The following is a 15,298-nucleotide window of genomic DNA, read 5'->3' on the forward strand; positions in this document are numbered from 1 at the left end:
GATATCGACCCAACGATGGTAAAATCTACTGCTTTTAAGGCTTTAATTTCGGCTAATGATAATTGCGTTGCCGTATCAAATGCAATAGAATCACGACTCGTATTCCCATTACTTGTTAATAAACCTTTAATAACAGTTAAATCAGCTGTACTTGAATAAGGTGTTAGCATCATAAATTTTCTAAATACTTCTACTTCTGTTGCGGTATAAGTATCGAATGAGCTATTAAATTCAGCCTTTTGATTAAATCCATTAACATAAAGTCCCCACTGAATTAATCGAACTATTTTCCCAGTTTCACCTGAATTAACTGTGGGTGTTGCAGCAATTGTTGCGGGTCCATAAGCGCCATTGGCCGTATCAGTATCCATACCTTCTTCTGCTTGAAGAGCGTAAATTAAAGCAGTGTTCGTGTCTCTTTGGTAGATTCCATCACAAGGTAATATACCAAAGTAAGCTGTATAATCATGATTTAATTCTTGTTGCATTGTTCGAATATGAGTATCACCATTTTCAACTAATGAAAATGCCATCATATCAAATAATGCTTTCATAAATTCAACTGTAACAATACCATTTCCAGATAATCCTGCATCTATTTGCAGTAAAACAACGGCTGCCGATGTATCAGCACTAAAGGTTGTATTAAAATCTACAGGGTTTATTCCTTTACACCAAAATGCACCTTGAATTAATTTAGCAATATTTCCCTTGTACCCAACTTTTAATGAACTAATAATTGGCTTTAATGCGGCTTCGGTTTGTTCACCAAATCCCTCCGCAACTGGCGAAAGTCCTAATTCATGTTGAAGTCCTTCTCTTAAACTATAAATCGTACCCCAACCAGTATTCCCATTTTCAGTTACTTTTTCATAACCAGCTACAGAACTATACGTTGTATTTAACCATTTTTGTACTTCTAAAACCTTTGCATCACGAACTTGTTTTTCCATCGAAAATCACGTCCCTTAAAGTTTATTAGATTACAAAATTAGTATACTACTTTAACAAAAACAGGCAACTCGGAGCATTTTTGTTAAAAATTATTTTGTTTCTTTGACGCTAAAAAATTAATCCCCTCAAACTTTTCATCTCGTATACCCAAGGCTACAGAGACACCATCTACAAATACATTTAATATATTAGCTAATTTATTAAGAGCATACTTCGAACTTTTACGATCAAACGTTTTGCCTTCAGGAATTGTCAATAAGTCATCTCTATTATTTGGAATTTCCATCATACAAGTTCCTCAGCAAACCTACCTAAAGCTCAACAGCTCCACTCTCAGCCCTAATCTCCTCAATCACCTGAATAATATCAAACGTATCCTGTAAACTATGTCTGTCACAAACACTGGCTCCTGCTTCAACTAAATCGATAAAGCCCTGAATTTCAAGTGTCATATCATCCCCAACAATAGAATACTCACGTTCAATCGCTTGCCCTTGATTTAATTCAATCATATAATCTTGAATTCTATTATACATTGGAATCGTGATACGCCCTTGCTTTCCAGTAATAATAGCTACGCGTTCTTTAGCTTCATTAATTGCGCCCTCAATAAATGCTTGACTCCCATTTTCAAAATAGAGGGTTGCCGAGAAACTTTCATCAATTCCATTTTTCATTGCTATCGTGGGTTCAATCTTCAAAATAGAAGCACCTAAAATATCTAATACAAAGCCAATTGGATAAGTCCCAATATCATTTAATGCGCCACCCTGCCCTTTTTGTAATAAATACGAGGTTTCTTTTTGTGTTGGAATTGCGTTGGAACAAAAGTTTGCAGATACCGTTTGAATGGGGCCAATTAGCACTAGGTCTTCTTTTAAATGTGTCATTCCGACGTTAAATTTGGTTTTGAATGCCTCAACGAATAAGGTTTGATTTTCAATTGACGCCATTTCAATCTCTTTCATATCCACTGTTGTTAATACAGCCGGTTTTTCACATAAAACTGGTATTTTCAGCGCTAACGCCTTTAATGACCACTCTTTGTGCAAAATATGAGGTAACGCAATATAAACGCCATCAATCGTGTCATCCTCTAAAACAGCTTGGTAAGAATCATAAACGCTTATCTTTGGATTCTCTGCTTTAAACACGACATCGTTATCTAATGACTTCGAACCAATAGCCGTCACTTGGCCATTTTGCGTATATTGAATACTTCTAAAAAATCGCTTTGCGATATTTCCGTAGCCAATTATGCCAAAATTCATTATCATCCCTCATTTCTTTTTAAACGTTTTCAAATTTCATTATAAATGACTAACCTACTAGGCGCCAACCTTAATTTTAAGCAAAAAAATAACACTCAACAAAGTGAATGTCATTACTTAACCCACAATCTCAATCTGATTTCCTTCGGGATCCAAAATAACAGCTTCATAATAGCCATCACCCGTTGTCCGAGGCCCACTAATAACATTAACCCCAGCCGTTTTCAAATCAGCAACTAGCTGGTCAACCATTGCGTGACTCCCGACAGAAAATGCCAAATGAGCATAACCAAATCCAGCAGGATACTGCTTTGTAATATCCATTCTCGTCATAATTTCCAGCCGCTCTTGACCATCCGGAAAACGCATAAAATAGGATGAAAAACCTTTGGTCACATTATCGTAACGTTCACCAAAAGTTGCTTGAAAATGCGTAACATAAAAATCACGCATTCCTTCTAGATTCTTCACCCATAAGCCAATATGTTCAATTTTCATTCATTTTATGCCTCCGGCGTTTCAATTGGGAAAACTAATTCAAACTCTTCACATAAAACAGGCGTTTTTTCATCAAATTTCTTGTGAACACTTTCTAAATCTTCTTCAAAAAAAGGTTCATGAATGCTGCGCCAGTAAGCCAAAGTTCGGTCATCTTCGCCTTCAAGGAAAGCATGTTCTTCAGTAACTTCGTTAAATGGTGTAACGTAAACTTTAGTCGTTTTCGTAATCGCCATTGGATTATCTTTATAATCCACAATCACGTTATAATCGCCAACTTTAGGCAATGGCTCTTCATCAAAATATAGTCCATAAGCTGATGACGTTGCCGTTTTAAGACCATCTAAAACTAATTGTCCTAGTTCCAACGATTGCTTTTTTGTATTGCCAAATGCCCAGGCATCATAATTGTCATGTTCAATCTTGTTTGCTTTTTTGAATGCTTGCCAATAATCATAAATTGTCATGTGAACTCTCCTTCAAGAATTTAATCTTCTGCGTTTAAAATATCTAAGAATAACTCGCCATATTTTTCCAACTTACTTTCACCAACACCTTTAACATCTAACATGTCTGTTAACGTTTCTGGCATGATCTCGCACATTGAATACAACGTTTTATCCGAGAAAATAACAAATGGTGGGACACCTTGTTCTTCTGCCAGTTCTCGTCGTAATTGTCTTAACTCTTCAAATAACTCATTATCTTCTGGTAATGTCTGCTTAACTTTAACGGCCATTTTACGGGTAACTTTAGTTTCACCTTTCAAAACCCCAACACCATCTACCGCAAGCTGTAAAACTGGATATTGCCCGCTTGAAGCTTGTAAGAAACCTGATGCAACCAAGTAGTCAATTAACCCGGAAACTTCTTTTTGTGATTGGTCTTTCATTAGCCCATAAGTTGGTAATTCATCGAATCTAAATTGCATGACCTTTTGCACTTTTGAACCAGTCAAAACTTGCGCAACTAACCCTTTACCAAAATGTTCACCCATTCGTTTAACACATGATAATACTTTCTGCGCATCGATCGAAATATCCTGCGCCTCTCGTGTGTCTAAACAATTACTGCAACGGCCACACTCTGGCGCTTCATCGCCAAAATAGTTGACAATTGTTTGTTGTAAACATTGTTGCGTATTCGCATATTGCGTCATTTCTTGTAATTTCAAATATTCATGTTTTTTATTAACGTCATCCATTTCAGATTGATCAATGAAAAAATGTTGAATTTGAACATCTTTTAAATTAAAAAGTAAAATGGCTTCACTGGGTAACCCATCACGTCCGGCACGCCCCGCTTCTTGGTAGTAAGCTTCCAAACTACCCGGAATTTGGTCATGGATAACAAACCGGACATTACTCTTATCAATCCCCATCCCAAAAGCATTCGTCGCAACCATAACTTGAACCCGATCATACAGGAAATCTTCCTGATTCTGACGGCGTTCGTCTTCCTTCATACCGCCATGATACATTGCTACTTTAATTTTAGCTTTTTTAATTAATTTCGTTAACCGTTCCACTTCTTTACGCGTACTGGCATAAATAATACCAGATTGTTGCTTCTGCGCTTTTAAATAATCAAGTAAAAAACGATCACTATTTTGATTTTTAACAACTTGAAAAGCTAAATTCTCACGTGAAAATCCCGTTTTAACTTCATGCGTGATTGCTAAACGTTGCATAATATCAGCGGCTACCTGTGTTGTTGCCGTAGCCGTTAGTGCGATAATCGTCGGATTTGAACTTAGTCGCTGAATCGTTTCCGTCAAACGTAAATAGCTAGGTCGAAAATCATGCCCCCATTGTGAAATACAATGCGCTTCATCAATTGCGACGAGATCAATCTTCAACTGTGATAACTCTGCCATAAAATCATTAGAATCTAATCGTTCTGGTGAGACATACAGCAATTTAACGTCACCACGTGCTGCTTGATTGAAGCGTTCACGAACTTCCATATAATCTAACGTACTATTAATAAATGTTGCCGGAATCCCATTTTCATTTAAAGCATCAACCTGATCCTTCATTAATGAAATTAATGGTGAAACAACTAACGTTAAACCATCTAAGATAAGTGCCGGAATTTGGTAACATAGTGACTTCCCGCCACCCGTCGGCATAATGGCTAAGACGTCTTCGCCGGCCAAAATGCCATCAATAACTTCTTGTTGACCTTGACGAAAATTATCATAACCAAATTTTTCTTTTAAAACTGATTGTGGATTCATAGGGTCCTTTCTCTCTGCTCATTTTCCTCGATGATTCTCTCTAACTAAATTATAGCATAGGTTATTTTGGAGATATGAAAAAGATGCCTTCTCAAGTTGAGAGGCACCTTAGTTGGAACGGATTTGTTAATAAATCAAGATGCCACCGATGTTTTAGAAAATGTATTAATCACTGCTTCAACCCGGCTTAAATTAATTTTCAGCATCTCAGGATTTCGTTGTGCTGCCCTGAGCTTGGCACTGTAATCGACTACAATCGTCGAATCAGTGACACTCTCTGTATCTTCAATTCGATAATAAATATAGTCAATCGAATTCGTTTTAGGCTCAAGAATAACACTTAAGTACCAACTATTTTGCCCAATTCTGACAGTCGACGTTTTCTTAAAGGTCCCACGATTTTTCTGTAGGGCATCTTGAATTACCCCTACTTTGACAGGTACCGTCGCAGGTATCACGCCACCAGAATAAGCATCCGCTGTATTTATTTGGACACTAGATTTTCCTAAATTAGTCTTTTTCAAATGAAACAAAATTCGCGTATTGGCTGTATTCTTTGACCCTTTGCCAACAGTCCAATCAGCGGGAACATAATAGCTTTTATGTGGCAATATTGCCGCCCCACCAACCACTTTTTTAGCTTGAACAGGTAGCCCATTTGTTCCCGCATTAATCTTATGTTTCTTTGTTAATTCAAGACTTCCAGCTGGTTGAATCTGTAAGACTTCTGCCCATTCAACTGGCTGTGTATCTTTAACTTCAATCAACGTCTTAAATCCTAAAATACCAAGAAAAAGGACTAATAAAAAACCAATAAAAATTAATATATTATTTCTCATGTCAAATCTCACCTATTATCTATTCAGATTATTAAAACTTTTTTTCATAGTAAAACGCTAGTCCAATCGAAATGAACATCAATGTTGTGAACAGCATTGAAAAAACAATTGCTAACCACATTAACGTATTAATTTTAAAAATGGCCCACAAAATAACAAAAATGATTGATAAACCCCAAATCATATTATACGCAATTTTCCCAATCATCGCATTCAAAGATTGTTTAATATACTGATTTCGTTCATCTTCTTCCTCTAACTGAGCTTTTTTTAACCCTTTTTTAAAAAAAGCACTATAAAATTCTTCCACTGCAACTCCAAATGCAATAATGATGTAAAAAAGTGATTTTCCTAACTCTAACCAATCAAATGTGTCTTTAAAATTTAGATTGATTGTCCAAACGGACCCAACACCCATAACCAGAAAAAATAATCCCACAAAAAAATGTCGATAACTATAAATTTTCATCTTAACTCTCCTCCAATGCTAAGTTTTCCTTTAATTGAAATAAGTCTTCAATCTGACAATCAAACAACACACTTAAACGATACGCTAACATAATGGATGGTTTATATTTCCCTTTTTCAAGTGAAATAATCGTTCGACTGGAAACTTGAACTTTTTCAGCTAACTGTTCTTGCGTTAGCTCACGTTCTGTTCGATACTCTTTAACTTTATTTTGCATTATTAACACCTCTTGATATGAAATGAACTTCATGTGAAGTCAACTTCATATTACGACGATTACTTTTTAAAGTCAATCAAAAAAGAACCTCTAAGTAAACAATTTAAAAACAAAAATTGTTTACTTAGAGGCCAAGTTGCCATTCAATTTTAAGGCTGCATTATTTCTAATTCTTTGTCTGCATGAGGATTATATATGGCCTTACCAGCTTTCAAATCATCCAGTGTTCCAATTTTTACTCCCTTAGAATAATAACCATCCATAACACCAACAGCTTGTAATACAGTTTGTTTATAAGCAATACTGGCATTCCATTCCATCGTATCATCAATAGATAGTGCCTTATGCAAAGCAGTCGATCCATTCATATCTTTGCCACCGGTAGTAATGAGCACACCATGACTATTCAAAAGATACTCATGCGTTAATGCATCATCACCAATTTCACGAATTTTACCTGAAACAATTTCTGCTAAATCTTCAGAACAATTTGGACGAAATTTCAGCACTTCAACGTTTCTAACCTTTTGAGTTGCTTCAGTTAAGTTTGGTAATGGTAACCCAGAAGTTGCCCAAAATAGTTGTTCTTTTGAATGTGCATGGAATACACACTTAATATCAGGATTTGCTAAATAAATAGCCTGATGCATATTAATTTCACGTGTCAAATCGCCAACACCATCAACCTTGATACCTAACGTTCGACCAGTCGGTACATCAATAATTTCTCCAGCAGTAGGGTCGACTACTAAAATCTGAGAAGCTGATAATCTTCCTAAGTATGCTTCTGACATCATGGTTGGCGTCATAATAATGTAACGTTTGCCTTTTTCACCTAAAGAACCATCTTCATCAACTGCAATGAAAGAAATATTTCCGCCCGCTACATTTGTATCATCACGATCAAATACTAATTGAACAACCTCTGCCAAATCTTCACGTTCTGATTCAAATACCATACGTCCATCTGCTAACATAATTTATTATCCCCTTTTAGTTTTTTTGTGTGCTTGCTATGATTCACGACGATCTTTTCTTCTTTCTATCATCGCCATCTTTAAACAATGTATCCCAACCATAATGACGAACTAAAATAGCTAAAACAAGTGAAATCAGTCCCAACAATGGTTGATGATATTTAGACGCCAAATACATTGCACCAATTGCTATCACAATAACGACTGTCCAATCATATTTATTTATTTTCATGGCTGATACTCCTTTTTACTTCACACTCTCTTTAAAAACCAACCCATCTTTAATATCTTTTTTAACAACCATACGATATACATGTACAGCTAACGCCATCAATATAACACATCCACCAATTGCCCAAACATCACCTTGCCCAGCATAAGCGAATAAAATTCGAAAATCAGGAGCCTCAATTGATGACCAAGTAATTTGCGAACCAGTAGGAATTTTAACAGCTCCAGTAATACGACCTAATTTTGTTAAAATAGGAGCTAATAGAGTTGCGCCATATAGAAATAGTGGTGTATAGATAATATCTAAGATAATCATTCGTGGTAGATTCCCTTGTGTTAATAACAAACCACCGACGGCAATACAGTAGTTAATAACTCCACCAAATGGTAGAACAGTATTACCAGGTAATACAAGCGCCCAAAGAATGAAGATTGGGACACCAATGATAGCTGTTACCCATAATTCAGGTGATGAACCTAAGATAGGCCAATCGAGCCCAATATAAAATTCACGATTTTTAAATTTAGTCTTCATAAATTCACTCATTGCATTACCAAATGGTGTTAGTGAATTTTGGAAAAATTTAGCAACAACTGGGAATAATGCCATAACAGCAGCCATTGAAGTTGCAAGATTTAAAGTTTTGCCAACATCATAAGCACTTCCAAAGCCCAAGAAAATACCGATAATCAGTCCCATCATAGCTGGTTCTGACAAGATACCAATTTTCTTTTTTAAAGCGTTAGCATCCATCTCTTTATTTAAAAATGGAATAAAGTCCATTAACCGATTGACCGGGTACATAATAACAGCAGTAAATGATTCAATATGAGTAACTGTAACACTAGGTGCACCAATCATCCTTTGAATCCGTGGTTGCCATACGTCTCCTAGCTTTAATTCGATGATAATTTGAATTCCAGCAACAACAAAAGCATATATTAAGCTACCTGAAATGATGTAGACCATATAACCTGTTAAAACTTTTCCCCAAACATTCCACATATCCGCATTAATCGTTTTAGTCCATTTAAGTAATAACATGATAAAGTTAACACCAATAGTTAATGCAAAAAACGAGAACGCCCATGACCAGCCCCAACTAACAGCAGCAGCTCCTGTCCAACCAACATCAATTGCTGGCAGGTTAATACCTGTATTCTTTGCAAGTGCTTTAGATACTGGAGTTATTAAATCAACTAAGTAACCAATGACCATTGACATCCCAACGAATCCAATAGATAAGTTCAAAGCTGATTGTAATGCCTTAGAAAACTTCATTCTGAAGATAAGACCTAAAATTAAAATCAAAACTGGTACAAATACCTGTGCTCCAGGCGCTAAGATTGCTTGAACTATATTGTTCATAACAGTATCCTCCATCTCTATTCGTTCAATTTAACAGCAATTTTTTGAAATGCTTCATCCAACCCCATACCAGTCAACCAAGGTAACCCCTGCAAGCTTAGAATATTCTTTTTATTTAATAGTTCTTGAAGCTCTTCATCCGCCTTAGCCATTCCGATATAAACTAAAATATCATCATTGCTTTCAACTTCTGGAACAGCTGCTAACATTGGCTTTTCATAAACTTCCACATTAGCAATACCAGCATCATCTAATTGTTCTTTTAATTTTTCAACTGTTTGAACACTTGTTGCTACCCCACTGCCACAACATACTAAAACTTTTTTCATAATGAACCTTCCTTTCGTAACACTCTATTTTTGTAATGCATGTTGCATAATATTAACTAACTCTTCTGGATCTTGTAATTCAACAGCATCTTGATAAGCTTTAATAACTGATTTTTCTTGCAGTGCATTAAGAATTCCAGATAGCAAACCCACTTGTTCATGTCCATCTTTAATACCTAGAAAAAAGAAAGTATTAGTTAACATAAATTCTTCTGTAACCATTGCTCTAACCATTAATGGTTTAAGGGTAGTGACTAAAAATACAAAAGGTTGTTTGATATATTTAGTATCAACATGTGGTAAAGCAATGTTAAATCCATCAATATCTAACCCTGTTGGATAACTAGATTCTCTTTCTTGTAACCCCACACAATAACCCGGATATGCTAGAAATAACTCGTTAGCCTTTTTACCAATAATGTCAAAAAGTTCATTTTCAGAATCAGCTTTAACATTTAATGCTACCCAATTATGATTAAATAATGATTCTACTGTCATAAATATCACCCTTTCTTGTTCACACTTGTTCGTTTGTTTGACTTTGTTTATTACAAGCTCAGTGTAACCGTTTGCAATTAACTTGTCAATAGCTAATAGTCACTTTATTTTAACTATTAATAGCTTAAATATATATATGAACAAAGTTGGACATTTATAGTGAGAGTGTTATAATTCAAAGTAAATGATATGCTTCATTAGAAAGGAAGTACTGATTATGTTACAAGAACAGCGGCAAACTAAAATCCAACAATTAGTCAACGAATATGGGTTCATGACCATTAAAGCGCTAGCTGAACGAATTGGCGTAGCAGATATGACTATTCGTCGTGATGTTACAAAATTAGATTCCTTGCATCTATTAAAACGCGTATATGGTGGCGCTAAAAGCTTAACCAAACCGATGAATGAACAACCTAGCTCACTAAAACTACAATTACACTCTACTGAAAAAAAAGAAATTGGCGCCAAAATTAGCGATTACGTATATGAAAACATTCAAACTATGGATAAGCATATTATGGTATATTTGAGTGCTGGCACAACTACCTATGCAGCTGCTCCTACCTTGCCTGAACAAGCAACTTACGTCACCAATAACTTCTTATTATTTCAAAAACTATTAACGCGTAATCTGGACGTTCTATTAACTGGAGGTCATTTCCATGAGAATACGTCAGAATTTATTGGACAAATGGCTATTAACTCACTTCAAAATATTAATTTTGATATCGCATTTTTAACAACTAATGGTGTATCCGGTCAAGAGGTATCAACATCGACCATAGAAGAAGGAACAATTCAAAAAGCAGTCTTAGATCAATCAAAGCTCAAAATTTTAGCAATGGATGATTCAAAATTCAATCATTTAGACACACATACTTTTGCTACCCTAGACCAATTCAGTGCCATTATGACTAATACCAAAAGCATCCCTGAAGAAACACTGGCAGGGTATAATAACCGTATTTCATTCATTTAGAAAGTGAGGGTTACAATGATTATTACTTTGAGTCTTAATCCATCAGTTGATACTTACTATCAAATATCTAATTTTAAAATTGGTAATGTTAATCGACCAACTAGTATTGTTAAAAGTGCAGGAGGAAAAGGCAACAATGTAGCTCGTGTGTTAAGTGCCCTTGGTAATCAAAAATCACTAATTGCTACCGGGTATATTGGCGGTCTAAACGGTAATATTATTCATGCTGATATGAATAAAAATAAAATTGAAACTAGTTATCGTAAAACCCCCAATGAAACCCGCAACTGCATTATTGTCGATGATGGCCACAAACAAACAAATATCAACGAAACTTATAATATTGATAACACATCAGAACAAACCTTTACGTGGACAGACAAACTTATTGATATGTTTGATAAGAATCATATTGCTGGCGAAACAGATTATCTCATCTTGGCTGGTAGCCTACCCAATGACTATCCAGTTGATACGTACAGCAAAATATTAATCAATATTAATCAATTACGACCAAATATTAAACTGATTGTTGATTCATCTGGTGAACCATTTAAATTATCTATCAACAGCGGTGTTCCACTAGAATTTATCAAACCGAATTTAGATGAATTAAATGAACTATTAAATATACAAATACACAACGAAGACGACATTACAGACCAACTTATGAGACAAAGTATGCCAAACGTTGCCAATCTAATTGTTAGCAATGGTCACAAAAAAGCTTATGCCCGTTTTGGTGACACCATCTATCAAATTACTCCGCCAGAAATTAATGCAGTGAATGCAACTGGATCAGGAGATGCATCATTAGCTGGCGCTTTATATGGCTTATGTAATAATTTAAATAATTTAGATAATTTAGATACCATAAGATACTCAATGAGTTGTGGTGCTGATAATGCCTTGCATGTTCAATCAGGGATGATTGATATTAATTCTGTTAAAAAACTGTGCACCCAAGTAAATTATAAACAATTAAACTAAAATAAACTGGCATACTCTTGTAAAGTGAGTAAGTTAAAAACCAAAATATTTAAATTTCCATCTAAAGACTAAACTCAATTCTTCCATGTGAGCTTAGTCTTTTATTGTATTTTGATGTCATTCATAATCATACCAAGCCATGTCTTAATTGATTTATTAAATCATTTTTTTAGTAGATACATAATAAAATCAGTTTCAAAATTTCCAATAGTCCATGCTACGATTCGATGATTATACAAGCTTTTACAAACACTTATTCTAAATTTTAATGATTTGATTCAGTTTAAAATTTTTATCATGTTGCCAATAGCTTCATGATAATATCACTCGTTTTCAATAATTCACTGAGCTATCTCTAACTTTTCCAGATTATTTAATTTTCTTCCACTAAATATCAGTTTTGTTCGAATTCAAAAAATCCCCTCCAGATAGACAAGTCAAAGAACAAAACTTGTCTATCTGGAGGGGATTTTACCACGGATATTAAAGGCTCACTTCAAGTTCTTTACTATAAATAATTTAATAGCCATTTATTTTGACCAATGATTCGCTAACAAATAACCAGTTATTCCCATACCAATAAAAAATAGTGCAAAATGAGTGGTCGTTAATGTTGGCATCGTTAATGAAAAAATAACGACAGCGATTAACCAATTGATTATAGACCATACAATATTTGTTGGCGCACTAGCTGGCTTTTTCCAAGGAACATCCCATTGTTGCGCCGTAATGCCTTTAATAAAATGCGGAATTCCATTTGCAAAAATAATTCCAATAATCAGTGAATATAAATAAGCCATGTTAATTCCTCCAAGTCGTTTAATTTGAACACCCACTTTAATACCATAGAAGCCTTAATCTATCATTCCGCAATGAGCCAGCTTTCATCCAAATCCTTATCTTTGCGGAATGCTTTTCCATGTTCATCAATCACTGCATGCCATTCACGACATAAGTTAAGTGGTACTTTTTCAGCGGCACTTGAAAAATCTGCCTGCATTTTTGCATAGGTTTTATATTCGCCAAAACCTATGCGGCCAAATAAACGCATGGCATATTGATCCGCAATAAAGACATTCCTGCCGAACGTATACAATAAAATATCATCCGCTGTTTCCGGACCAATCCCCTTAATCGCTAAGAGTTCCTTACGTAAATCTAGTGTTGTTACCTTTTTAAAAGAGTCAAAATTAGCGTCATGTTCAGCAAACCAATTGATTAAGTTTTTAATATAAGTACTTTTTTGTTTGTAGAATCCCGCTGACCGAATGCGTTCTTGTAAGTCTTCGATGTCCATCGCTTGCAGCTTTTCAACGGTTAAATAACCGGCTAATTTATTCATTGCTTTTTCAACGTTCACACCCGTTGATTGTTGAATGAGAATCATCGTTACCCAGTCTGAAATTGGATTTTCGTTTAACCACCAATTTTGTGGTCCATAGTGGTCTGCCAAACGATTAAGCACTTTTATAATGTCTTTATCTGTTTTCATTACCGTCTCCTTGCTGAATTTACAACAAAAGGACATCCCCTACTAACAGGAAATGCCCTTACTATTATCCTTTTATTTAAATATCTTAGGACCCTTACGCATCTTAGTACGATCATTGCGAGCAGTTGCTTTTTTGTTAAAGTTACCACCATCAGTTTGTTTCTTTTTAATAATTTCTAACATTTTTTCTCTGTCTGTCTTTGCTTTATCAGCCATCAGTGTTTCCTCCTCGCTCTATTAATTAACAATTTTTTTCAAAGTTAAAGATTCATATACTGAATAAATGCCTTCAAATACAGTTGATTTCTTAATCATCAACCTGTGTCTATTTTAATCCTGTATAATTTACTAATCAGTGCCCGATTAAAATAGCTATGCTTTTAACATTATATCATTACGACTCACTTTATATCAATAGACGCAAACATTTGAACCTCAGTAAAATTTAGTTCTACTAAAAAAGAGCATACGTTAATATGCTCTTTTTCCATGCTATTAAACTTTAAATTCATCATCATTACGGAATAAAGTAAACTGTTTTGTATTCAAATTAGCAACCAATTTGGCAGTATTAGACTTAGTTGCGTCACTACGAGTAATAATAATTTCATTTTCGTTAGGTATTTGTACTTCAACCGTTCCCTCTAAATCAAACCCTTTAAACTCATTTCTAAATTTTAGTAATGCCAGCAACGATTTTACAACTGGCCGTTTAACTGTCTCCTTAATTTCAGGTAGTTTATAATAATGTCTATTAATATTTCTACCATCCTTCGAAGCTTCTAACAATTCTAAATCATTTTCACCTGCTAGCAATCCTACATAATATACTTGCGGAATTCCTGGGGCAAATATTTGTATTGCACGTGCTAGTAAATAGCTTGCATCATCATTCCCTAAGGCAGAATAATATGTAGAATTAATTTGATAGATATCTAAATTATTATATGCTTCGGATGAATATATTTTTTTAACATTCGCGCCTACTTCATATAAATGGTTAGATGTAAATTCAATTTCATCAGGATTTAAAATATCACGTGCATCAACTACACCAATTCCATCATGTGTGTCCAATGTCGTAAATTGTTTCATTGGAGACATTTTAAGCCACTTCGCAAGCTGGTTGACTTTACCACTATATAAAGCATTCAATAAAACCATTGGTAAAGCAAAATCATATATAAAATAGTCTTGTTTAGCTATTTTATGTTGAATAGAATAATGTTCGTGAATTTCTGGTAAAATAATTGCTTCTTTTTCATCTGTTACTTTTTTTAATTTATTTAATAAATCCCAAATATCAGGTTCAATAAAGAAATCATTTGTATCAAGTTTTTTTATTGCATAAGCAAATGCATCTAATCGAATGATATCTGCCCCATGATCCATAAGATCCTTTAAAGTCTTCCGAATAAAATTCATCGTAATTTCTGAATTCACATTTAGATCAATTTGTTCTTCACCAAATGTATTCCAAACTTGTTCACTACCACCATTTTCAAATTCAACTGTTTGAAAAGGCGCTCTATCTTTTCTCTTATAAATTAGATCAATATCAGCTTGTGTTGGTCGATCCTTTGGCCAAAATTTATCATATCTAATAAACATATCAGCATATTCCGAATCTGGCCCTTTAGCTTTAAAATCTTGAAAAAAATCTGACTCTCTTGAAATATGATTAATCATAAAATCAAACATCAAATAATAATCTTCTCCGATAGATTCTACATCGGACCAATCACCAAATTTAGAATCAACCTTTGTATAATCAGATGGTGCAAATCCTCGATCACCCGTTGATGGAAAGAAAGGTAATAAATGCACCCCTCCTATTGCCCCTTTTAATTCATTATTCAAAACCTGATGAAGTGCTTTCATGTCTCCGCCCATACTATCTGCATATGTGATTAAGATAGACTTGTTTTCAATTGCCATAACTT

General features: G+C 34.7%; 19 protein-coding genes and 1 pseudogene. 2 read left to right on the forward strand and 18 right to left on the reverse strand.

The genetic code is table 11. From position 1 onward, the window contains the following. Positions 1-11 precede the first annotated feature (11 nt). The 14 genes and pseudogenes from ACVPPR_RS07790 to ACVPPR_RS07855 all read right to left on the reverse strand — a co-directional run. Positions 12-953 (reverse strand): annotated as a pseudogene (locus ACVPPR_RS07790) (glycoside hydrolase domain-containing protein); the annotation flags it as partial. A gap of 83 nt (positions 954-1,036) precedes the next feature. After that, complete coding sequence (locus ACVPPR_RS07795; RefSeq protein ID WP_462304084.1) at positions 1,037-1,243, reverse strand: hypothetical protein; 207 nt, start codon at positions 1,241-1,243, stop codon at positions 1,037-1,039. A gap of 22 nt (positions 1,244-1,265) precedes the next feature. Continuing rightward, positions 1,266-2,225 (reverse strand): Gfo/Idh/MocA family protein, encoded by a 960-nt coding sequence (locus ACVPPR_RS07800; protein ID WP_462304085.1) that lies wholly within the window; start codon positions 2,223-2,225, stop codon positions 1,266-1,268. A gap of 117 nt (positions 2,226-2,342) precedes the next feature. Then, positions 2,343-2,723: a VOC family protein gene (locus ACVPPR_RS07805; RefSeq protein WP_462304086.1), complete on the reverse strand. Its 381-nt coding sequence runs from the start codon at positions 2,721-2,723 to the stop codon at positions 2,343-2,345. Between the two features lie 5 nt (positions 2,724-2,728). Next, entirely contained in the window at positions 2,729-3,190 is a 462-nt protein-coding gene (locus tag ACVPPR_RS07810) for an ASCH domain-containing protein (RefSeq protein ID WP_462298783.1), read from the reverse strand. 20 nt (positions 3,191-3,210) lie between these two features. Next, a complete protein-coding gene (gene recQ, locus ACVPPR_RS07815) occupies positions 3,211-4,962 on the reverse strand; it encodes a DNA helicase RecQ (RefSeq protein WP_462304087.1) in 1,752 nt (583 codons plus the stop codon). 134 nt (positions 4,963-5,096) lie between these two features. Then, entirely contained in the window at positions 5,097-5,801 is a 705-nt protein-coding gene (locus ACVPPR_RS07820) for a hypothetical protein (protein ID WP_462298785.1), read from the reverse strand. A 31-nt stretch (positions 5,802-5,832) separates the two neighbouring features. After that, positions 5,833-6,270: a hypothetical protein gene (locus ACVPPR_RS07825; RefSeq protein ID WP_462304088.1), complete on the reverse strand. Its 438-nt coding sequence runs from the start codon at positions 6,268-6,270 to the stop codon at positions 5,833-5,835. 1 nt (position 6,271) lies between these two features. Next, the gene (locus ACVPPR_RS07830) at positions 6,272-6,487 is read right to left on the reverse strand and encodes a helix-turn-helix transcriptional regulator (RefSeq protein WP_462304089.1); all 216 of its coding nucleotides are present in this window, start codon (positions 6,485-6,487) and stop codon (positions 6,272-6,274) included. Positions 6,488-6,636: 149 nt separating this feature from the next. Beyond that, a complete protein-coding gene (locus ACVPPR_RS07835) occupies positions 6,637-7,464 on the reverse strand; it encodes a class II aldolase/adducin family protein (RefSeq protein WP_462304090.1) in 828 nt (275 codons plus the stop codon). Between the two features lie 43 nt (positions 7,465-7,507). Beyond that, on the reverse strand, positions 7,508-7,696 hold the full coding sequence (locus tag ACVPPR_RS07840; protein WP_462304091.1) for a hypothetical protein: 189 nt from the start codon (positions 7,694-7,696) through the stop codon (positions 7,508-7,510). Positions 7,697-7,711: 15 nt separating this feature from the next. After that, on the reverse strand, positions 7,712-9,064 hold the full coding sequence (locus ACVPPR_RS07845; protein WP_462304092.1) for a PTS galactitol transporter subunit IIC: 1,353 nt from the start codon (positions 9,062-9,064) through the stop codon (positions 7,712-7,714). A gap of 17 nt (positions 9,065-9,081) precedes the next feature. After that, on the reverse strand, positions 9,082-9,393 hold the full coding sequence (locus tag ACVPPR_RS07850) for a PTS sugar transporter subunit IIB (protein WP_462304093.1): 312 nt from the start codon (positions 9,391-9,393) through the stop codon (positions 9,082-9,084). 24 nt (positions 9,394-9,417) lie between these two features. Then, positions 9,418-9,891: a PTS sugar transporter subunit IIA gene (locus tag ACVPPR_RS07855; RefSeq protein ID WP_462304094.1), complete on the reverse strand. Its 474-nt coding sequence runs from the start codon at positions 9,889-9,891 to the stop codon at positions 9,418-9,420. A gap of 217 nt (positions 9,892-10,108) precedes the next feature. Here ACVPPR_RS07855 and ACVPPR_RS07860 point away from each other — a divergent pair, with 217 nt between their 5' ends. Both ACVPPR_RS07860 and ACVPPR_RS07865 read left to right on the forward strand, forming a co-directional pair. Next, positions 10,109-10,873 (forward strand): DeoR/GlpR family DNA-binding transcription regulator, encoded by a 765-nt coding sequence (locus ACVPPR_RS07860; RefSeq protein ID WP_462304095.1) that lies wholly within the window; start codon positions 10,109-10,111, stop codon positions 10,871-10,873. Positions 10,874-10,888: 15 nt separating this feature from the next. Beyond that, a complete protein-coding gene (locus ACVPPR_RS07865) occupies positions 10,889-11,863 on the forward strand; it encodes a 1-phosphofructokinase family hexose kinase (RefSeq protein WP_462304096.1) in 975 nt (324 codons plus the stop codon). 530 nt (positions 11,864-12,393) lie between these two features. Here the strand turns inward: ACVPPR_RS07865 and ACVPPR_RS07870 are convergent. From ACVPPR_RS07870 to gtfA, 4 genes are all read right to left on the reverse strand, one after another. After that, positions 12,394-12,663, reverse strand: coding sequence for a hypothetical protein (locus ACVPPR_RS07870; protein ID WP_462304097.1), 270 nt, complete (start codon positions 12,661-12,663; stop codon positions 12,394-12,396). A gap of 62 nt (positions 12,664-12,725) precedes the next feature. Continuing rightward, entirely contained in the window at positions 12,726-13,355 is a 630-nt protein-coding gene (locus tag ACVPPR_RS07875) for an endonuclease III domain-containing protein (protein ID WP_462304098.1), read from the reverse strand. 72 nt (positions 13,356-13,427) lie between these two features. Next, complete coding sequence (locus ACVPPR_RS07880) at positions 13,428-13,571, reverse strand: hypothetical protein (RefSeq protein ID WP_057974603.1); 144 nt, start codon at positions 13,569-13,571, stop codon at positions 13,428-13,430. A 279-nt stretch (positions 13,572-13,850) separates the two neighbouring features. Continuing rightward, positions 13,851-15,293: a sucrose phosphorylase gene (gtfA, locus tag ACVPPR_RS07885; RefSeq protein WP_462304099.1), complete on the reverse strand. Its 1,443-nt coding sequence runs from the start codon at positions 15,291-15,293 to the stop codon at positions 13,851-13,853. Positions 15,294-15,298: the final 5 nt, after the last annotated feature.

Source organism: Dellaglioa sp. L3N, from assembly GCF_054941095.1.